17 protein-coding genes are annotated in these 19,481 nt (G+C 66.3%); 9 read left to right on the top strand and 8 right to left on the bottom strand.

Features of this window, described 5'->3' with window-relative positions:
- Positions 1 to 3 precede the first annotated feature (3 nt).
- On the top strand, positions 4 to 813 hold the full coding sequence (locus K4G53_RS00975; RefSeq protein WP_221383623.1) for an IclR family transcriptional regulator: 810 nt from the start codon (positions 4 to 6) through the stop codon (positions 811 to 813).
- A 54-nt stretch (positions 814 to 867) separates the two neighbouring features.
- Here the strand turns inward: K4G53_RS00975 and K4G53_RS00980 are convergent, their stop codons facing one another.
- On the bottom strand, positions 868 to 2,097 hold the full coding sequence (locus tag K4G53_RS00980) for an aromatic ring-hydroxylating dioxygenase subunit alpha (RefSeq protein ID WP_221383624.1): 1,230 nt from the start codon (positions 2,095 to 2,097) through the stop codon (positions 868 to 870).
- 78 nt (positions 2,098 to 2,175) lie between these two features.
- Positions 2,176 to 3,375, bottom strand: a complete 1,200-nt coding sequence (locus tag K4G53_RS00985; RefSeq protein ID WP_221383625.1) for an NAD(P)/FAD-dependent oxidoreductase — start codon at positions 3,373 to 3,375, stop codon at positions 2,176 to 2,178.
- A gap of 297 nt (positions 3,376 to 3,672) precedes the next feature.
- Between K4G53_RS00985 and K4G53_RS00990 the strand changes: the two genes are divergently transcribed.
- Positions 3,673 to 5,592 carry a BCCT family transporter gene (locus K4G53_RS00990; RefSeq protein ID WP_221383626.1) on the top strand — a complete coding sequence of 640 codons (1,920 nt, stop codon included), beginning with the start codon at positions 3,673 to 3,675 and terminating at the stop codon, positions 5,590 to 5,592.
- 67 nt (positions 5,593 to 5,659) lie between these two features.
- Here the strand turns inward: K4G53_RS00990 and K4G53_RS00995 are convergent, their stop codons facing one another.
- From K4G53_RS00995 to hxlB, 3 genes are all read right to left on the bottom strand, one after another.
- On the bottom strand, positions 5,660 to 6,643 hold the full coding sequence (locus K4G53_RS00995; RefSeq protein WP_221383627.1) for a glucose-6-phosphate dehydrogenase assembly protein OpcA: 984 nt from the start codon (positions 6,641 to 6,643) through the stop codon (positions 5,660 to 5,662).
- A gap of 111 nt (positions 6,644 to 6,754) precedes the next feature.
- Positions 6,755 to 7,378 (bottom strand): 3-hexulose-6-phosphate synthase, encoded by a 624-nt coding sequence (hxlA, locus tag K4G53_RS01000; RefSeq protein ID WP_221383628.1) that lies wholly within the window; start codon positions 7,376 to 7,378, stop codon positions 6,755 to 6,757.
- A gap of 52 nt (positions 7,379 to 7,430) precedes the next feature.
- A complete protein-coding gene (hxlB, locus tag K4G53_RS01005; protein WP_221383629.1) occupies positions 7,431 to 8,030 on the bottom strand; it encodes a 6-phospho-3-hexuloisomerase in 600 nt (199 codons plus the stop codon).
- Between the two features lie 131 nt (positions 8,031 to 8,161).
- Between hxlB and K4G53_RS01010 the strand changes: the two genes are divergently transcribed.
- Entirely contained in the window at positions 8,162 to 9,484 is a 1,323-nt protein-coding gene (locus K4G53_RS01010) for a response regulator transcription factor family protein (RefSeq protein ID WP_221383630.1), read from the top strand.
- Here K4G53_RS01010 and K4G53_RS01015 read toward each other — a convergent pair.
- The 3 genes from K4G53_RS01015 to K4G53_RS01025 all read right to left on the bottom strand — a co-directional run bounded on the left by K4G53_RS01015 (position 9,481) and on the right by K4G53_RS01025 (position 11,723).
- Positions 9,481 to 10,473, bottom strand: a complete 993-nt coding sequence (locus tag K4G53_RS01015) for an IS481 family transposase (protein WP_221383631.1) — start codon at positions 10,471 to 10,473, stop codon at positions 9,481 to 9,483. The two genes, K4G53_RS01010 and K4G53_RS01015, sit on opposite strands and share 4 nt — an antisense overlap.
- Positions 10,474 to 10,635: 162 nt before the next feature.
- Complete coding sequence (locus K4G53_RS01020) at positions 10,636 to 10,911, bottom strand: hypothetical protein (protein ID WP_260322978.1); 276 nt, start codon at positions 10,909 to 10,911, stop codon at positions 10,636 to 10,638.
- Positions 10,912 to 11,042: 131 nt separating this feature from the next.
- Positions 11,043 to 11,723, bottom strand: coding sequence for a GntR family transcriptional regulator (locus tag K4G53_RS01025; protein ID WP_221383632.1), 681 nt, complete (start codon positions 11,721 to 11,723; stop codon positions 11,043 to 11,045).
- 123 nt (positions 11,724 to 11,846) lie between these two features.
- Between K4G53_RS01025 and purU the strand changes: the two genes are divergently transcribed.
- The 6 genes from purU to fdhD all read left to right on the top strand — a co-directional run bounded on the left by purU (position 11,847) and on the right by fdhD (position 19,193).
- Positions 11,847 to 12,752: a formyltetrahydrofolate deformylase gene (gene purU / locus K4G53_RS01030; protein ID WP_221383633.1), complete on the top strand. Its 906-nt coding sequence runs from the start codon at positions 11,847 to 11,849 to the stop codon at positions 12,750 to 12,752.
- Between the two features lie 50 nt (positions 12,753 to 12,802).
- Entirely contained in the window at positions 12,803 to 15,295 is a 2,493-nt protein-coding gene (locus K4G53_RS01035) for an FAD-dependent oxidoreductase (RefSeq protein WP_221383634.1), read from the top strand.
- A gap of 6 nt (positions 15,296 to 15,301) precedes the next feature.
- Positions 15,302 to 15,928, top strand: coding sequence for a cyclodeaminase/cyclohydrolase family protein (locus tag K4G53_RS01040; protein ID WP_221383635.1), 627 nt, complete (start codon positions 15,302 to 15,304; stop codon positions 15,926 to 15,928).
- Positions 15,925 to 16,845 (top strand): bifunctional 5,10-methylenetetrahydrofolate dehydrogenase/5,10-methenyltetrahydrofolate cyclohydrolase, encoded by a 921-nt coding sequence (locus tag K4G53_RS01045; protein ID WP_221383636.1) that lies wholly within the window; start codon positions 15,925 to 15,927, stop codon positions 16,843 to 16,845. Before K4G53_RS01040 ends, K4G53_RS01045 begins: the two co-directional genes overlap by 4 nt.
- A gap of 156 nt (positions 16,846 to 17,001) precedes the next feature.
- A complete protein-coding gene (locus tag K4G53_RS01050) occupies positions 17,002 to 18,336 on the top strand; it encodes a molybdopterin molybdotransferase MoeA (RefSeq protein ID WP_221383637.1) in 1,335 nt (444 codons plus the stop codon).
- A complete protein-coding gene (gene fdhD, locus K4G53_RS01055) occupies positions 18,333 to 19,193 on the top strand; it encodes a formate dehydrogenase accessory sulfurtransferase FdhD (protein WP_221383638.1) in 861 nt (286 codons plus the stop codon). The genes K4G53_RS01050 and fdhD overlap by 4 nt, the downstream gene beginning before the upstream one ends.
- Positions 19,194 to 19,481 lie beyond the last annotated feature (288 nt).

A 19,481-nucleotide genomic window follows, 5' to 3' on the forward strand; every position in this document is an offset into this window, starting at 1 on the left:
AGTATGGCTCCTAAAAATGAACCGGAATCCGATACCGACAGCGAAGGCGGCCAGTCCGGCGGCGTGCAGTCCGTGGAGCGTGCCCTCACCGTCCTGGAAATCCTGGCAAGGGAGGGGCATGCCGGCGTCAGCGAAATTGCCGAGGAGATGGGGATCCACAAATCCACCGTCTCGAGGCTGATGGGGTCCTTGGTGACCCGGGAGATGGTCCACCAGAACAGCGAGCGCGGCAAGTACCAGCTTGGCTTTGGGATCCTGCGTCTCGCCAGCTCCATTCCCGGCCGGCTCAGCCTGGTCCACGAAGCCCGGCCGGTACTGGAAAGCCTGGCCGAGGAGTTCAAGGAAACCGTCAACCTGGCTGTCCTGCGCTCGAACTACGCCGTGAACGTGGACCAGGCGATGGGACCTTCCACGCTGGCCACCTACGACTGGGTGGGAAGCCTGACACCGCTGCACGCCACGTCCAGCGGAAAGGTCCTCCTGGCGGCGCTGGAAGCAGACGAGCGTGAGCGCATCCTGAAGGAAACCGGCTTGCCCTCCCGCACCTCGCGCACCATCACCAGCCGGAAGGAACTGGATGCCCAACTCCTCGAGATTGGCGCCAAGGGCTACGCCGTGGTGCGTGAGGAGTTCGAAATCGGCCTGAATGCCGTGGCCGTGCCCGTATACAACCACCAGGGCAACGTGATCGGCGCCCTCAGCATCTCCGGGCCCGCATTCCGATTCGACCCGGAAAAGATTCCGGGCCTGCTGGAATCACTGAAGGAAGCCGGGCTCCAAGCCAGCGCCAACATGGGCTACACCGTCAAGTAATAACGCAGATGACCCCCGGGCCGGACCCGGGGGTCATCTGCGCTCATCAGTGCTTCAGTTCGCTGCGGCCACCGCGGGCTCATTGCGCTCGACCGTGACGGCCCGCTCCTCCAGCGGCGGGGTGTCGGCGGTGATGCCCAGCCGGACATCGCCGGACAACGGCGCGTCGCCCACCTTCTCCTGCACCCAGTCGTGGAAAGCCCCAATGTGGTGCTCGCTGGGGACCAGCACACCACCCTTGGCGTAGGTCTTCGAGGCCATTCCCGGCTGGCAGCGTTCGCAGGCGTCGAAGTCCTGCATGTTGACGCGGTGGAACAGCTCAACAGAGGCAGAGACGTCCTTTCCGCTTTCGACGACGGACGGCAGGTACAGCCAGTCGCACTCGACAATGGTGTGGTCCGCCGCCAGCGGGAACATGCGGTGGATGATCACATGGTCCGGGACGAGGTTCACGAACACGGTGGGTTTGATGGTGATGGCGTAGTAGCGGCGGTCCTGGTCCTCGCCCACGCCGGGGATGATGTCCAGGCCCTCGGACCCGTCCACCGTGAAGCCCTTGATGTCCTCGCCGAACTCGGCGCCGTGGCCCACGAAGTACTGTGCCGCCAGGCCGTCGGCGAACTCGGGCAGGACCTCGGTCAGTTCCGGGTGGATGGTGGCGCAGTGGTAGCACTCCATGAAGTTCTCGATGATGAGCTTCCAGTTGGCCTTCACGTCGTACTTGATCCGCCGGCCCAGGCTCAGGTTGGCCACGTCGTAGCCCTCGATGGCTTTGAGGTCGCCGAGGCGCTCCTCGATGGCGCCCATGACGTCCTCTTCGAACGACGGCGGCTCCCCCGCCAGGCACACCCAGACGTAGCCCAGGTACTCGCGGACGTGGACCTTGGCCAGGCCGTACTCGTCACGGTCGATGTCCGGCATCTTGGTCAGGTTCGGCGCCGCGATGAGCTTGCCCTCGAAGTCGTAGGTCCAGGCGTGGTACGGGCACTGGAACGAGCGGGCTGCTTCGCCTTGCTCTTCCATGCAGAGCTTCACGCCGCGGTGGCGGCAGATGTTGTAGAAGGCTCGGATCTCGCCCTTGCGGGTGCGGCTGATCAGGACGCTTTCGCGGCCGATCTGGACGGTCCGCCAGGCCCCGGCCTTGTCCAGGTCCGAGGAACGGATGGCGCAGAACCACATCTGTTCGAAGATCCGCTCCTGTTCGGCCCGGAACAACCCCTCATCCACGTACGTCGATCCCGGCAGCGTGGGGATCAGGCTTGGGGTGGTTACTTCTATGGTCAACGTTCCTCCTCAAAAACCCATGCGCCAGTGCATGGGAACGTCTGGTATTTCGAAACTCTGGAAACCGCGGCAGCGGCCTCAGGAAGCTGTTGCCAGCAGCGGTGCCGGCTTCGTGGCCGCGGCCGAGAGGCTGCGGCGCCACTTGGTGAACAGGCGGGGCTGGTCCATGCCGAGGACCGCCACGGGCGTTTCGCCCCTGTAATAGACCGCCAGGAAGTTGTGTTCCTCCGGGTCCCCGGCTTCGATGACCAGCCGGTCGTACCCTGCGGAATGGCCTGCGAACTGGATCTTCACGCCGTGCTGCTCAGACCAGAAGTAGGGCGGCTTGACCGGCTGCTCCGGAGCGTCGGCGTCGGCGTCGAGCAGAGCCTGGACCGCAACGGCGGGGCGCTCCAGTGCGCCCGTCCAGTGCTCCACCCGGCGGTGCTCACCCAGGGTGAGTTCGAACCAGTTCGCGCAGTCACCGACCGCGACGATGCCCGGCGCCGTGGTGCGCCCCATGGCGTCGCACAGCACGCCGTTGCGCAGTTCGACGCCGGAGCCCTCCAGCCACTCGACGTTGGGCTGGGCGCCGATCCCGACAAGGACGACGTCGGCCGGGAGGTTGCGCCCGTCAGCGAGCCGCAGGGCGGTGGCATGGCCGTCTTCGATGGCGAAGGATTCGATCTCCGCACCGCAGATCAGGTCGACCTTCCTGGCGGTGTGGAGCTTTGCCACCGTAGCACCCATGTCCTCGCCCAGTTGCGGAGCAAACGGAACCCGGGCGTAGTCGACCATGGTGACGTCCATGCCGCGCGAGGCAGCCACCGAGGCAGCCTCGGCGCCGATGAATCCGGCGCCGATGATGACCATCCTGTTCCCTGCGACAAGTTTTGGTGCCAGGCCTTCGGCGTCGGCGATGGTCCGCAGGTAGGAGACGTTGTCCAGCCCTTCGAGGGCCGGCAGTTTACGGGAGCGGGCACCTGTGGCAATAACGATGCCGTCGGCGGCCAGGCTCCGCCCGTCCGAGAGCGTGATGGTGCGACCGGCAGCATCCAGGCCCACCGCGCTGACGCCGAGGATCCATTCTGCATCGAGTCCGTCGTCAGGTGTTTCCAGGAACAGGTCCTCCGCGGTGATGGCACCGAGGAGGAAATCTTTGGACAAAGGGGGCCTGTCGTACGGACGGTGCTGTTCATCGCCGATGATGACCAGCCGCCCGCCAAAGCCCTGGGCGCGGGCAGCCCGGGCGGCCGAAAGTCCGGCCAGGGAGGCTCCCACGATCGCAAGCGTCTGCATAGTTTCCCTTCAAAATCTCTCTTTGCGCAACAGAGAGCGCAATATGCAACAGCGTGGTGGACCACTTGAGGTGTGTCAAGAGGTTCGGGCCCTATGACACCCTTGACTTTCAAAGTGACGTACCGCACTCTTGTTGCTTAGCGCGAACTCTGTTGATCTTTGCGGAACACCTCCCCCATAGGGCTCACGACCCTGCCCCGCTGGCAAAACGGCTTGGCGGCAATTCATCCCCGGATTGCGCTGCCCGACGCCCAGCACTAAACGCAAGCCCATGGACTAGCCAAAGGACCCGCTTTCATGGCCATCAATAGTGAACTGACCTCCCCGAAGCCCAAGGTGCCGCCGTCAGACGGCGTTCCCCCCGAGCCGCTGGACACCGATCAAGGGGAAGCGACGGCGGCCCTTCCCGCCGCCAACGAACACGAGCAGATCCTGGAGGAACTGCGGCTGAGTAACAGGGAACAGGCCCTTACCCAGCGCCGCAACCTGAAACTGACGCTCGACAAAGCAACATTCGGCATCACGGGTGTCATCGCCCTGGCCTTCGTGGTGTGGGGGTTCGCCGACAAGGACGGCCTGGCCACCACTTCCAAGGACGCCTTGGCCTGGGTGATGGAATACACCGGCTGGCTCTTCATGGTCCTCGCCTCGCTGTTCGTCGTCTTCGTCCTGTGGCTGGCGCTGGGCAAATTCGGCAATATTCCGCTGGGCAAGGACGGCGAAAAGCCCGAATTCCGCACGGTTTCATGGATCGCCATGATGTTTGCCGCCGGAATGGGCATCGGCCTGATGTTCTACGGCGTGGCCGAGCCGCTGTACCACTTCGTCTCTCCCCCGCCGGGAACCGTTGACGGCCGCACCCCCGCAGCCATCCAAACGGCCATGGCCACGTCCATCTTCCACTGGACCCTGCACCCCTGGGCCATGTACGCCGTCGTAGGCATCGCCATGGCATACGGCACCTACCGGCTGGGCCGCCGACAGCTGATCTCGGCCGCCTTCACGTCATTGTTCGGAATCAGGACGGTTGAGGGGCCGGTGGGCAAGGTCATCAATATTCTGGCCATTTTCGCTACGCTCTTCGGCACCGCCGCCTCCCTTGGCCTGGGTGCCCTGCAGATCGGCAGCGGCTTCACCTCCAACGGCTGGACAGGCGAGATCGGCACCCCGGTTCTGGTGGGCATCGTTGCAATTCTGACAGCATGCTTCATCGCGTCCGCGGTGTCCGGCATCAGCCGCGGCATCCAGTGGCTGTCCAACGTCAACATGGTCCTCGCCGTCGTCCTGGCCGCCATCGTCTTCGTGGCAGGGCCCACCCTCTTCATCCTCAACCTCATCCCCTCGGCGGTGGGCGACTACCTGAGGGACCTGGCCGAAATGTCCTCCCGGACCGAAGCGGTGGGCGATGAAGCCCTCCGCACCTGGATGTCGGGCTGGACCATCTTCTACTGGGCCTGGTGGATTTCATGGACGCCCTTCGTCGGCATGTTCATCGCCCGGATCAGCCGCGGCCGGACCATCCGCCAGTTCGTCACCGGCGTCCTGCTGGTCCCGAGCATCGTCAGCGTGATCTGGTTCGGCATCTTCGGCGGCACGGCCTTCCACATCCAGCAGGAAGCGGACAAAGCGGGCACACCGGGCCTGATGACCGTCACCGACGGCAAGGCCACCATCGATTTCGACGGCGCCCTGTTCAACCTGGTGAAGAACCTCCCCCTGCCCGGGTGGATGATTGCGGCCGTGATCGTCCTGGCCATGGTGCTGGTGGCCATCTTCTTCATCACCGGCGCCGACTCCGCCTCCCTGATCATGGCGTCGCTGAGCTCCAACGGCAGCTCCGACCCCAAGCGGGCCCTGGTGATCTTCTGGGGTGCACTGACCGGCGCAGTGGCCGCCGTCATGCTCCTCGCCGGCGGCGACGAGCCGTCCGAGGCCCTGTCCGGCCTGCAACGGATCACCATCGTGGCAGCCCTGCCGTTCGTCATCGTCATGCTCCTGCTCTGCTTCGCCCTTGCCAAGGACCTTCGGCGCGATCCGCTGTCCCTGCGCCGCCGGCTGGCGGATTCCGTGGTGGAGCGGGCCATCCGCACGGGAGTTGAGCAGCACCGCGGGGTCCAGTTTGACCTCGTGACCAAGCACGAGTGCGCTGACGGATGCCCCGACGGGACGCCCTGCCCGGGCGCAGGCCCGGACCTGGAGAAGGGCGCGGCACGGTAGCGCAACTTTCAGGCAAAGCTTTGGCCCCCGGCGCGTCTGCCCGGGGGCCAAAGCCGTTAAGGTGCGCCTAAACCGCGGCGAGGCATTCCTGCAGCGGGTTGGGGGCAACAGGTTCCGGGGACGCTGCCACCGGCGCCTCAATCCGCACGCGTCCGACGGCGGCGAGCACCTCCCCGAACACCGGATCCGGATCGAGGCGGCTAAGTTCTTCCGCGAGGCAGTCACGCAGGCTGGGGCGGGGAAGGGAGATCCGCTGGGCCCTCTGCCCGGGCAGGCTCAGTTCCGTGACCGCCAGCCCCGGGCGGACAAGCCGGATTTCGCCCTCACGCAGGATGAGCCGGACGCAGCGAAGGCCGGTGCCGGTTGGGCCCTCCCGCCTGGCAACGGGAACATCCAGGGCGGCGCCAAGCCAGGCAGCCATGAGCAGCGGGCTGGGTGAATCAGGGGCCCCCTCGACCTCAGCGGCGAGCACGGAGGACGCGTCCACCTGGTCCAGTGCGGCTGCGAGTTGGATGCGCCAGTTGGTCAGGCGTGTCCAGGCGAGGTCGGTGTCGCCGGCCTTGTAGGTCCGGTGGATGCGCTCGAGGGCTGCCTGGGGGTCGGGCTCGTTCGCGGAGTCGGTGATCCGGCGGTGCGCGATCGCGCCGATGGTGGTTTCGCAGGCGTTCTGCGGGGCGCGGTGCGGCCACCAGGCGACGATGGGTGCGTCGGGGAGCAGCAGGGCGGCGACGAGGGATTCGGATTCGTGCGCGAGTTGGCCGTAGCCGCGCAGCACGATCACCTCGGACGCGCCGGCGTCCCCGCCGACCCGGATCTGGGCGTCGAGCCGGTCCGCGTGGTCCTTCCCGGCGTGGGCGAGGACGATGATCCGGCAGGGGTGTTCACGGGAGGCGTCGTTCGCGGCCTCGATCGCTTCTTCCTCCAGCCCCGACTTCGTGACCACGACCAGGGTCAGGACCCGGCCCAGGGCGGTCACGCCGCCCTGCTCGCGCAGGGCCATCAGTTCCTTGGAGACCTTCGAGGTGGTGGTATCGGGCAGATTAACGATCATGGCGACCTTCCTGCTGCGGCTGCAGCGTATGGCTTGAGTACGCGGAACGCGCAACAGCGGCCCCACCTGTAGAGGTGGAGCCGCCGTCCCGTTGCGAGGAGGGTAAGGGGGTCAGTTGATGGCGGCCTGGAGTTCCTTGGCTGCCAATGCAGGGTCGGAAGCCCCGTAGATGGCGCCGCCGGCCACGGCAACATCAGCTCCTGCAGCCTGGACTGCTGCGATGGTGCTGACGTTCACGCCGCCTGCCACGGAGAAGGGCACCTGCGATTCTTCGCCCGCGCGGAGGAGTCCGTTAAGGTCGAAGCCGGGCTTTGCCTGCTCGTCCAGGCCTGCGTGCATCTCCACGAACTTGGCGCCCAGGGCGCGGACTTCCTTGGCGCGGGAGGCCTTGTCGGCAACGCCGATCAGGTCCACGACGATGCCCTTGCTGTGCGCCTTTGCGGCCTTGACGGCGCCTGCGATCGTGGAGTCATCCGCGGATCCGAGCACGGTGACCAGGTCGGCTCCGGCCTTGAAGGCGATGTCGGCTTCGAGTTCGCCGGCGTCCATGGTCTTCATGTCGGCGAAGACCAGCTTGTCCGGGTGGGCCTCCTTGATTGCGGTAATGGCTGAGAGCCCCTCGGCCTTGATCAGCGGGGTGCCCAGTTCGATGATGTCGACGTATTCGGCCACCTTGCCGGCCAGCTCGAGGGCGTCCTCAACGGTGAGGAGGTCGATGGCTACCTGGAGTTTCATGGTTCTTCTTTCTATTGGGTTTGTCCGAAGGACGGGAAATTGCTGGAAAGGCCTATTCGAGGTTGGCGTGGCGCAGCCACAACTGTTCGGCCGGGATGTCGGCGTTGTCCCACAGTGTCTGGAACACCGCTTCCGTTGCCACGAAGAGCACCTGCTCGAACAGGCTCCCGGAGTACTGGCGGGAGACGCCGGAGCCGTGGTCGGTCTTTTGCTGGGCGGGGAGCACCACGACGGCGTCAGCCAGGCCCGCAAGCACGGAGCCGGGGTTGGCGGTGAAGGCTACGATCCTTGCCTCCGCCCTTGCGGCGGTCTCTGCGGCCTTCACGACCCCCGCGGTGCTGCCGGAGCCCGACGCCACGAGCAGAAGGTCGCCCTTCCGGATGGCAGGCGTAGTGGTGTCTCCGGCCACGTGGACCACAAGGCCCAGGTGCATCAGCCGCATCGCGGCCATCCTCAACACCAGGCCGCTTCGGCCCGCCCCCGCCACGAAGACGCGGTCGGCGTTCTCCAGCATTGCGGCGGCCTGGCGCAGCCTGTCCGGGCTGATGTTGGCCGCGGTGTCCGCGATCTCCCCCAAAACCAGGGAGATATTGCCCGTGATGGCTTCGCCGGTTGCTTCCTCGCCGGGAGCGGTCAGAACGGTTGAGTCCATGTCTCCTCCTTGTTCTTGTTCCTGGCATCCATCGTCCCGAAACCGCGGGGTAGGTGAAACGCCAATTCGGGATGGTTTTCAACCACCCATTCGGGTAGGTGAGGAGTCAACCTTCGCGTATCCTGTTCGGCATGACTGAGAGCACCCCGCCCGTTCGGCTGGTTCACGAGTTCCCCGGGCCCGCCCTCCCCTGGCCCCTGCTCCGCGCGGTGGCCCGGATCGCGGATGCGCCGCTGTCCGCCATTGCCGAACGGCTGCGCGAAGCCGTCCTCCCCTACACCGGGGGCGATGCGCTGGTGATCTTCACTGAGGAGTGCACCGGGCGCCCGCAGAAGAAGGCAGGCGACGAAGAGGTGGTGGCCCGGGTATCGATCGGCGAACTCCAGCAGCTGCGCGGCCTGGTGGCCGGTGACGGGCCCTGGACGGGAACGGCACAGATCGCAGGCACGCAACGGCAGGCCTTCGCCCTGAAGTACGCGCCCAGCAATGCCCTGCTCGTCATTACCTACTCCGTGACGGCCATCGGACGGCAGCAGGCCGTGGACGTGGAGCTCATGGACCTGGCGCTCGTCTCATATCTCTGGGAGATGGCAGCACGCCGCATCCAGGAGAAGGTGAAGGATGCGCCGCCGTCCTACCTGCTGGAGTCACGGGCAGCCTCCGCGGAGCGGATCAGGGTCACCAGCGAGCTCGTGGATCTGCATTCGACAACCCTTGAAACCATTCTGGCGGCAGCACGGTCCGGCTCCCTGGATGACGCAACGGCACGGGCCACGGTCAGTGACGCGGCCGCCAAGGCGCTGGTGGAGCTGCGCACGCACAACGACCAGACAGCGGAACTGGTGCAGGAACCGGTGGCCACCGCTTTCGAGCGGCTGCGCGAGGACCTGCGTCCGCTGACGCGGTTAAGCGGAATCGACGTGCAGTTCATCGAGCCCCCCTTGAACGGCAGGGCGCTGCCCGGGGAAGTGGCCATCGCGGCGCGCGCCATTGTGCGCGGGCTGCTGCTGGCCATGATGGAGCAGCCGGAGGTCCGGCGGGTGCGCACGCAGTGGGACTGCGACGGCGAGAACCTGCTGATCAACGTCCGGGATGACGGGCGGGGCGGGCTGTCGGCGGACGCCCCGAACATGGAACGGCTGCAGCGAAGGGTGCAGGCACTGGATGGCCGCATGGAAGTCGACCTCATGCCGGGGTGGGGTGCGGACATTTCCGTCACACTGCCCCTGGATCCGCCCGCTTCCCCGGTGGACGTCTCGGGTTGGAACCTCGCGGCGCGGGAACTTGAGGTGCTCCAGCTGCTCGCCGGCGGCCAGCGCAACCGGAGCATAGCCGCCGCGCTGAACATCAGCGAGAACACGGTCAAGTTCCACGTAAGAAACGTGTTCAGGAAGCTGGGCGTGGCCTCCAGGACCGAAGCCATAGCGCTGGCCCACACCCACGGACTGCGCTAGGTGTACTGCCCAGGCAGGTTGGTTAAGCGGCTGATGGGCGCGTGGCCTCCGATTGCGGTGTGGGGCCTGTGGTGATTGTAGTGGTGCAGCCATGCCGGTAGGGCGTTTCTGCGGGCTGATTCGGTAGCGTAGAAGCGCTTGAATGCCCACCCATCGGCGAGGGTCCGGTGGAAGCGTTCGATCTTTCCGTTGGTTTGCGGGCGGTAGGGCCGGGTCTTCTTTGCCTTTATGTCCAGCTCGCGGCAGGTGTCTCGCCAGAGGTGGGATTTGTAGGCCGATCCGTTGTCGGAGAGAACCCGCTCGACGGTGACGCCTCGGGCGGCGAACCAGGACACTGCACGCCTGAGCACGCCAACTGCGGTGACCGCCGTTTCGTCGCCGTGGATCTCTGCATAGGCGACCCGTGAGTGGTCGTCAATGACGGTGTGGACATAGGCGGTCCCGATCAGCGGGTTATGGTGCCTGCTGCGCGACTTTGGCAGGGTTCCTGCCCGGTTCTGTTTGCCTTGCTGCCGGCCGACGTAGCGCCAGCCGCCGCCGTCGGGGATGTTGCCGAGTTTCTTTACATCGACGTGGATCATCGCTCCGGGAGTCTCGTGCTCGTAGCGGCGGATGACTTCTCCGGTGCGCTTGTCCACGTGATGAAGGCGGTTCAGCCGGCACCGGACCAGGACCGCGTGCACGGTCGAGGCCGGCATGGCCAGCTTGGCTCCGATCGCGACCGGACCCAGCCGCTGCTTCCAGCGCAGGTGCACAACCTTGCGCACCAGCTGCTGCGGCGTTCGGTTGGCCACCCTGTGCGGGCACGAGGACCTATCAGCCATACCCGCCTCACCCATCGCGGCGTAACGGGCCGCCCACCGTTTCGCAGTCGGCCAGGAGCAGTTGAACTGCTCGGCAGCCCGGGATACCGGCCAGCCGTGGTCCACGACCAGACGCGCTACGCGTAAACGTTGGCGTGGAGTCAAAGCGGCATTAGCGTGGGACATGAGGACCTCCTGGTCGCTGCAGCGGTTGTCTAAGCAACTCCACTGTGCAACCGGAGGTCCTCACCTTTGGCTCAACGACTCCAGCGAGTCATCACATTCACCGAACCAACGTCCCTGGGCAGTACATCTAGGACGCCACTGCGTTGCTGGCGAAGGGACGGGTCATACCCAGATCTGGTAGCCCGACGACTTGTCGAAGACGCGTCGAGTGCTGATGCCCTCGGCCGCTATCCAGAGCACGGAATCGTCCTCAGTCGCCTGGTCGACTACCCCGCTGGCCACATGCTCTCCAAGCAGCCACACCTCGACGGTGTGGCCGGGGAGGCGGCCCCAGTCGCCCCGCAGGCCGAGGGTCTTCTTCGTGTTGCGGCCGCCCGTGCTGACCTCTCCGAGGTCGCTGGCAGCACGCGGGGCATCAAGGGTTGCCTGTGAATCCACTGGTCTCTCCGTTCGCCGGCTCCATCGCCGCTTAATCCATCACTGATATTTGATTGATATATCAATATGGCTTTCGAGTATGAGCCAGGTCACACCACGTGTCAACAGCAGGATGGGAAAGCGGCCGCAGCCTAGGCATTGAAGAGCGCCCCGCGCACCGCGTGCTCGAATCCGCTCACGTGGGCCTTGGCCAGCTCCGCAGCCCGCTCCTCGTCCCCGTCGATAACGGCGCGGAGCAGGTCGAGGTGTTCGCGGACGTGGTGGGACAAGTCCGGCAGCCGGTCGATGACCATGCACCAGATCCGCGTGGCGAGGTTGTCGTAGCGGATCAGGATGTCCTCGAGGTGGGGGTTGGCGGCGGCGGCGTAGATGCCCTGGTGTACCCGGGCGTCCAGCTGCAGCGTCTCGGTTACCGTTGCAGCCGCGACATCGAATGCCTCGACCTTCTCGAGCGTGGCACGCAGCTCCGCCCTCACCGCCGGGGAGGCCACGCGGGCCGCGCGTGCGGCCGCGAGGGGCTCCAGCTGCGCCCTGATTTCGGAGATGAAGGAGAGGTCGGTGACGTCAACCCGCGTGGCGAACGTGCCCCGCCGCGGGTAGGTCTTCACCAGGCGGTCCAGCTCCAGGCGCTTCAGTGCTTCACGCACCGGCGTCCGCCCCACGCCCAGGTTCTTCGCGAGGAGCTCATCATTCAGCAGCTCGCCGGGCTTTATTTCAAGCGTCAGCAACCAGTCACGGATGCTTTCGTAGGCGACGTCCGCCAGCGACTTCCTGCCCGCGTCGTCCGCCACTGCCAAAGCTTCGAATGCCATATGGAGCCCCTTTCTTCGCAAACCAGAAAAAACTATTGACCTCGCCTGTGGACCAGTATACGCTGGCACCCAATCTAATATATCAGTTCGGTGCTTTCGAATATATCTAGAAGGAGGAGGGACATGACCCTCATCGAAGCAGCTTCAGCAACCACCACCCTGCCGGTGCTCAAGGAAGAGCAGGCGCAGAAGTTCGTGCTGACCCTGTCCTGCAAGGAGCAGGCAGGCATCATGCAGGCCGTGACCACGTTCCTCTTCGAGCGTGGCTTCAACATCGACGAACACCAGCAGTTCGACGACAGCCTCCGCGAAACCCTGCACCTGCGCACCGCGTTCTCCGGCTCCCCCAACTACACCCCGGCCATGCTGGAAGAAGAATTCGCGTCCATCGCCAGCCGGTTCGACATGAAGTTCAGCTTCCACGACCAGACCCAGCAGCGCGTTTTGGTCATGGTCTCCAAGTTCGGCCACTGCCTCAACGACCTCATCTTCCGCTGGCGCGGCGGCACCCTCGGCGGCGAGCTGGTCCTGGTGGTCTCCAACCACGAGACCCACCGCGCCATGGCCGAGGCCGCCGGATTGCCCTTCATCCACATCCCGGTGACTGCGGACACCAAGGCGGACGCCGAGCGCCGGCTGCTGGAATTGGTGGAGGAGTACAACGTGGACCTCGTGGTCCTGGCCCGCTACATGCAGGTGCTCTCCGACGACCTCTGCCGCTCACTGGAAGGACGGGCCATCAACATCCACCACTCCTTCCTTCCCGGGTTCAAGGGCGCACGCCCCTACCACCAGGCCTATGACCGGGGCGTCAAGCTCGTAGGTGCCACAGCCCACTACGTCACCGCCGACCTGGACGAGGGCCCGATCATCGAACAGGAAGTCATCCGCGTGGACCACAGCTACGGCCCCACAGCGCTGTCCACCGTGGGCCAGGACGCCGAGGCACTCGCCCTCTCCCGCGCCGTCCGCTGGCACTGCCAGCACCGCGTGCTTTTGGACCAGACCAGCACCGTGGTGTTCCGGTAAACCGCCCGCCCGTAGCAGACACAACACGTAAAGCAGCAGGAGATACCCACATGGAATCGTCGCCACGCATTGTCATCATCGGAGCCGGGATCGTCGGTACGAACCTGGCGGATGAACTCGTCACCCGGGGCTGGAACAACGTCACGGTCCTGGACCAGGGCCCCCTCAACATGCCCGGGGGTTCCACGTCCCACGCCCCCGGCCTGGTCTTCCAGACCAACCCCTCCAAGTCCATGGCGCTCTTTGCCAAGTACACCGTGGAGAAGCTGCTGTCCCTGACTGAGGACGGCGTCAGCTGCTTCAACCAGGTGGGCGGCCTGGAGGTTGCCACCACCGAAACCCGCCTCGCCGACCTCAAGCGCAAGCTCGGCTACGCGTCCTCGTGGGGCATCGAGGGCTCCATCCTCTCCGCCGCAGAGTGCAAGGAGCTCTACCCCCTTATTAACGAGGACGGGATCCTCGGCGGCCTGCACGTCCCCAGCGACGGGCTCGCCAGCGCCGCCCGCGCCGTCCAGCTGCTGATCAAGCGCACCGAGGCCGCCGGCGTCAAGTACATCGGCAACACCGAGGTCACCGGAATCGAGCAGTCCGGCCGCCGCGTCACCGGCGTCCAGACGCCCGACGGCGTGATCCCGGCAGACATCGTTGTCTCCTGCGCCGGCTTCTGGGGCGCCAAGGTCGGTGAACTGATCGGCATGTCCGTGCCGCTCCTGCCGCTGGCGCACCAGTACGTCAAGACCACCCCGGTTCCGGCGCAGCAGGGCAAGAATGAACTGCCCAACGGTGCGCAGCTGCCCATCCTCCGCCACCAGGACCAGGACCTCTACTACCGCGAGCACGGCGACCGCTACGGCATCGGCTCCTACGCCCACAAGCCGATGCCCGTGGACCTGGACGAACTCGGCAGCTTCAAGCCGAACGAGATCAGCGAGCACAACATGCCGTCCCGGCTGGACTTCACGGTGGAGGACTTCCTCCCGGCATGGGAAGCCACCAAGCAGTTGCTCCCGGCCCTGCGCGAAAGCGAGATTGAGGACGGCTTCAACGGCATCTTCTCCTTCACCCCGGATGGCGGCTCACTGGTTGGCGAGTCCAAGGAACTGGACGGCTTCTTCGTGGCTGAGGCAGTCTGGGTCACCCACTCCGCCGGCATCGCCCGCGCCGTGGCCGAGCTCCTCGTGGACGGCAAGTCCAGCATCGACCTGGGCGACTGCGACATCCACCGCTTCGAGGATGTCCAGCTGACGCCCGAATACGTCAGTGAGACCTCGCAGCAGAACTTCGTGGAGATCTACGACGTCCTGCACCCGCTGCAGCCCAAGCTCTCCCCGCGAAACCTCCGCGTTTCACCCTTCCACGCCCGGCACAAGGAACTGGGCGGCTACTTCCTGGAAGGCGCCGGCTGGGAACGGCCCTACTGGTTCGAGGCGAACGCTGACCTGCTCAAGGAGATGCCCGCCGAATGGCAGCCACCAGCCCGTGATGCCTGGTCCGGCATGTTCAGTTCCCCCATCGCCGCGGCCGAGGCCTGGAAGACGCGTACCGCCGTCGCCATGTACGACATGACCCCGCTCAAGCGCCTCGAAATCTCCGGACCCGGCGCACTGAAGCTCCTGCAGGAACTCACCACGGCCGACCTGAACAAGAAGCCGGGCGCCGTTACCTACACGCTGCTGCTGGACTACGCCGGTGGTGTCCGAAGCGACATCACCGTGGCCCGCCTGGATGAGCAGACCTTCCAGCTGGGCGCCAACGGCAACATCGACACCGCCTACTTCGAACGCGCCGCCCGGCACCAGACCGAAAGCGGCAGCGCCGGCGACTGGGTCCAGGTCCGCGATACCACCGGCGGCACGTGCTGCATCGGCCTGTGGGGCCCGCTAGCCCGCGACCTCGTCAGCACCGTCAGCAGTGACGACTTCTCCAACGACGGCCTGAAGTACTTCCGTTCCAAGAAGGTGGTCATCGGCGGAGTCCCGGTCACCGCCATGCGCCTGTCCTACGTTGGCGAGCTCGGCTGGGAACTGTACACCAGCGCCGACAACGGCCAGCGCCTTTGGGATGCGTTGTGGAAGGCCGGCCAGCCGTTCGGCGTCATCGCCGCTGGCCGTGCGGCATTCAGCTCGCTCCGCCTGGAGAAGGGCTACCGTTCCTGGGGTACGGACATGACCACCGAGCACGACCCCTTCGAGGCAGGCCTGGGCTTCGCAGTCAAGATGGCCAAGGACAACTTCGTCGGGAAGGCGGCCCTGGAAGGCCGCACCGAGGAGAACTCGGCACGCCGCCTGCGCTGCCTGACGGTCGACGACGGCCGCAGCCTGGTGCTGGGCAAGGAACCGGTGTTCTACAAGGACCAGGCGGTCGGCTACGTCACCAGCGCAGCGTACGGCTACACGGTCAAGAAGCCCATCGCCTACTCCTACCTGCCCGCCGAGGTGTCTATCGGTGACTCCGTGGAGATCGAGTACTTCGGGCGCCGGATCGTGGCCACGGTCACCCAGGACCCCCTGTACGACCCCACCATGACCAGGCTCCGCGGGTAGAGGGCCATGATCAGCTCAGAAACAATCGCAAGCTACCTCGCCCGGCTGGCCGCCAAGCAGCCGACGCCGGGCGGCGGGGCCGCCGCCGCGCTCCATGCCGCCCAGGGCGCCGCCCTGGTGGCAATGGTGGCGCGCTACACCACGGGCAACAAGTACGAACAGCACGCCCCGCTGGTGCAGCGCATCACCCAGGCCGCCGACGACCTCGTCGTTGAGGCACTCCGCCTGGCTGACGCGGACGAACACGCCTTCCAGGCAGTCATCGACTCCTACAAGCTCCCCTCCGACACGGAGGAGCTCAAGGCCGCCCGCGCCGCCGGAATCCAGTCCGCGCTCACCCAGGCGGCACGGACCCCGGCGGAACTCATCACCGTCGCCGGGTCGGTAGTGGATCTCGCGACGGAACTGTTCGACGTTGCCAACGCCAACGTCATCAGCGACGTCGCCGCAGCAGCCGATGCCGCGCGCGCAGCCGCAACCACGGCACGCGTCAACATCGACATCAACGTGGTGGCCATCAAAGACCCCGAAGCCCGCAGCCTGCTGGCCGGGCAGACCGACGGCATTGAGGAAAAAGTGGTCATGGCGGCAGACGCCCTCTCGGCCCGCGTCCGGGAAAGGATCCTTGGTTGAACACCGCAGTGCTTTCCGGAAAACCCCTGGCCGGCCTGTTCCAACAGGAGGTCCAGGAGCAGGTCCGGTCGCTTGAACTGGACGGCGTCCGGCCAGTCGTGGCCGTGGTCATGGCCACCGCCGACGAGTCAACGCACTGGTACGTCCGCTCCATTGAGCGGGCAGCGGAGCGCGCCGGGGTCGGCTGCCGGATCATCGACCTGGGCCATGACGCCACGGAGCCGGTGCTGGCCAGCGTGCTGCGGGACCTCAGCGCCGAACCGTCAGTGAACGGCATCATCCTGCAAACTCCGCTGCCACCGGGCGTCCGGACCGACAGCCTGGTGGGCCTTATAGCCCCGGAAAAGGACATCGATGGCGCCAATCCCCTGAGCCTGGGACGCCTCGCCGTCGGGCAGCCGGCCTTCGCGCCTGCCACGGCCCGCGCCGTCGTCGAAATCCTGGACCATTACCAGGTGCCCGTGGCAGGGAAAAGCGTGGTGGTCGTTGGACGCTCCGCCGTGGTGGGCAAGCCGCTGTCCCTCCTGCTGCTGGGGCGCGACGCCGCGGTGACGGTCTGCCATTCCAGGTCGGGCCCCTTGGAGCGGTACACGAAGGACGCCGACGTCGTGGTGGTGGCCGCGGGGCGTGCCGGGCTGCTGACCGGCGGACACGTCTCCTCCGGGACAGTGGTGGTCGACGTCGGCACGAACGTCCTTCCCGACGGTTCACTCGTGGGTGATGTGGATGAAGCCAGCGTCACCGGCACCGCAGCAGCGCTCACCCCGGTGCCCGGCGGCGTCGGCTCCGTCACGACGGCGCTGCTGCTCCTGCACACCGTGGAGGCTGCCCGCCGCCAATCGTCTTCCCTGCCGGTGCAGGCGCAGCCTGTGGGATCCGGTGCCCTCGAGGCCCAGGTCCTGGAAGCCGCGGGCTAGGGAAGGCACAGCGTTAGCAACGGGTGTCCCGTCTTCCGTGAAAGGTGCTTCGATGGGCCTAAGACCTGGGGAGGTATTCCTCATCGAAGCACCGTTTTCGGAAAACGGGGCCCCGCGGCCGGCAGCATGCCGGCGAATCGACAAGGAGGGGCCCGGATGCCTGCCAATGGACTGACAGCCACCGCTTCCACGAGCGCAGCCGGACCGGATCCCGTCCGGGAACGGGGCTGCGTCCCGTGGTCCGAAGCGCGCCACATAGCCTTCGGCTCCGCCGGTCCGCTCCCGCCCGTCGCCGTCCCGCTCGCGGAAGCCGTGGGACGGACCTTGACCCGGGATGTCACGGCGCGCCAGGACCTGCCGCACTATGCCTCGTCTGCCATGGACGGCTGGGCCGTGAACGGGCCGGGCCCGTGGCTGCTGGCCGGACCCGGCCAGCATGTGCCCCCGCCCACCGCAGCCGACCGGTTCCTGCCCGCGAACAGTGCCGCCGTGATTGCCACCGGCGGCCTGGTGCCGCACGGCGCCGATGCCGTCCTCCGGAAGGAAAGCGGCCTGGCCACACGGGACCCCAACGGCAACCATGTCCTCACGCTCCGCCCGGATGCGAAGCCCGGAGAGCCGGGCGCCGGCCAGCACATCCGGCCCGCCGGGCAGGAAGCCCGCTCCGGCGAGGTGCTCCTGCCGGCGGGAACCGTCCTCAACCCGGCCCACGTGGCCCTGGCTGCTGCGGCGGGGCACGACACCTTGGAGTTACGCGCCCGGGCCGCTGTCGCCGTCGTACTGACCGGGGCTGAAGTGGTCACACAGGGCCTTCCTGTGCCCGGACAGGTCCGGGACACGTTTGGTCCCCAGCTCGGCAACGTGGTGTCCCTGCTGGGCGGTGTTGCCGGCAGCCCGCAACGGATCGGCGACTCCTTCGGCGAGTGGCTGGACGCCCTGGACGGCACGGCGACGTCGCAGGGTGGGTGCGCGGATGTCATCATCACCACGGGCGGCACCGGGAAGTCCGGTACCGACCATTTCCGTACCGCGGTCGACGCCCTGGGCGGGCAGCTGCTGGTGGACGGCATCGCGATGCGTCCCGGCCATCCGGCGGTGCTCGCCGGACTTCCCGACGGCCGGTTCGTGATCGGCCTGCCCGGGAATCCCCTGGCAGCCATGATGGCGATGCTCACCCTCGGGGCACCCCTGCTGGCATCGCTTGGGGGCGGAGACCTGCCTCCGATGCACCTGGTGATGTCCGGCTGCGACATCGAAGGGGACAAAGGAAGGACACGCCTGCTCCCCTGCCGGTTCCTGTCCGGCCTTGCGTTCCCGGTCCAGCACGCCGGCCCCGGCATGATGCGGGGCCTTGCGTGGGCGGACGCCGTGATGGCCGTCCCTCCGCAGGGCGTCGAATCGGGTGAACCCATTACCGTGCTGCCCCTTCCCTGGACCACGCGGGCAGAAACCATAACTATGCCCCCAGGGCAAGGACGGAACACCGAATGATCCAACGCCGGAAGATCCACCGCTTCCGTCTCGATGACACCGGCACCGAGTATCCGGTCAGGTTCAAGGAGGACGTGCTCGCCGCGGAAGAGCCCCTCGAGATCCGTATTAACGGCAACCCCTTCGCCGTGACCATGCGGACGCCGGGAGAGGACTTCGACCTGGTTGCGGGTTTCCTTGTCTCCGAGGGCGTGGTCCGCCACGCGTCCGAGCTAACCTCCCTGCGCTTCTGCGCCGGCACCCGGGAGGGCGAGCAGACGTTCAATGTCGTCGACGCCCAGCTCCGTCCGGACGTGGCCCTCCCCGATACCAAGCGGAACGTATACACCTCGAGTTCCTGCGGTATTTGCGGCACGGAATCCATTGACGCCGTCCGGAAGACGCAGCACTTCGACCCGTCGCAGGATGCCGTCCAGATACCCCTTGATGCCCTTGCCGGGCTCCCGGAACGGCTCAGGGAGGCCCAGGCGGTGTTCGACAAGACGGGCGGGGTGCACGCGGCCGGCCTGTTCCGGGTGGACGGGCCGGGACCGGAACTGTTGTGCCTGCGCGAGGACGTGGGCCGGCATAATGCCGTGGACAAGGTGGTGGGCTGGGCGCTCAGGGAGGGGCTGCTGCCGCTGCGCGGCACGGTCCTGCAAGTTTCGGGCAGGGCCTCGTTCGAACTTGTCCAGAAGGCGGCGTTGGCCGGAATCCCGGTCCTCTCCGCAGTCAGCGCCCCCTCAAGCCTCGCGGCCGACCTCGCCGCCGAAACCGGCGTGACGCTGGTGGGCTTCAACCGGGGCCACAGCCTCAATGTCTACGCGGGCCGGGAACGGCTCGCCAGGCCACGCCCGGCGGTCTCCATCCCCGCCTAAAGCACACGTGTCAAAGCCACGGACCCGTCGCGCGCAGCGACAGATTTTGGCCGTCTCCCTATCCGAACGGGTAGGGCTTCCGGCATGCCCTGGACCTGAAAGCAAGGACGCTTACATACTTCCTCGGCAGGAGGTCATGTTCTTGACTTTGGGTGTGAGCTGGCGCACGATTTTGTTGCATAAAGCGAACGCTGTTGATCATCACGGAACGAGGTTCACCCGCGACAAGCTCCTCTCGTCCCCCCGGACTTTCGCAGTGATGATTCCCGGAACATACGAACGAATTCA

The sequence above is a fragment of the Arthrobacter sp. MAHUQ-56 genome (assembly GCF_019710585.1).
Taxonomy (GTDB): Bacteria; Actinomycetota; Actinomycetes; order Actinomycetales; family Micrococcaceae; genus Arthrobacter.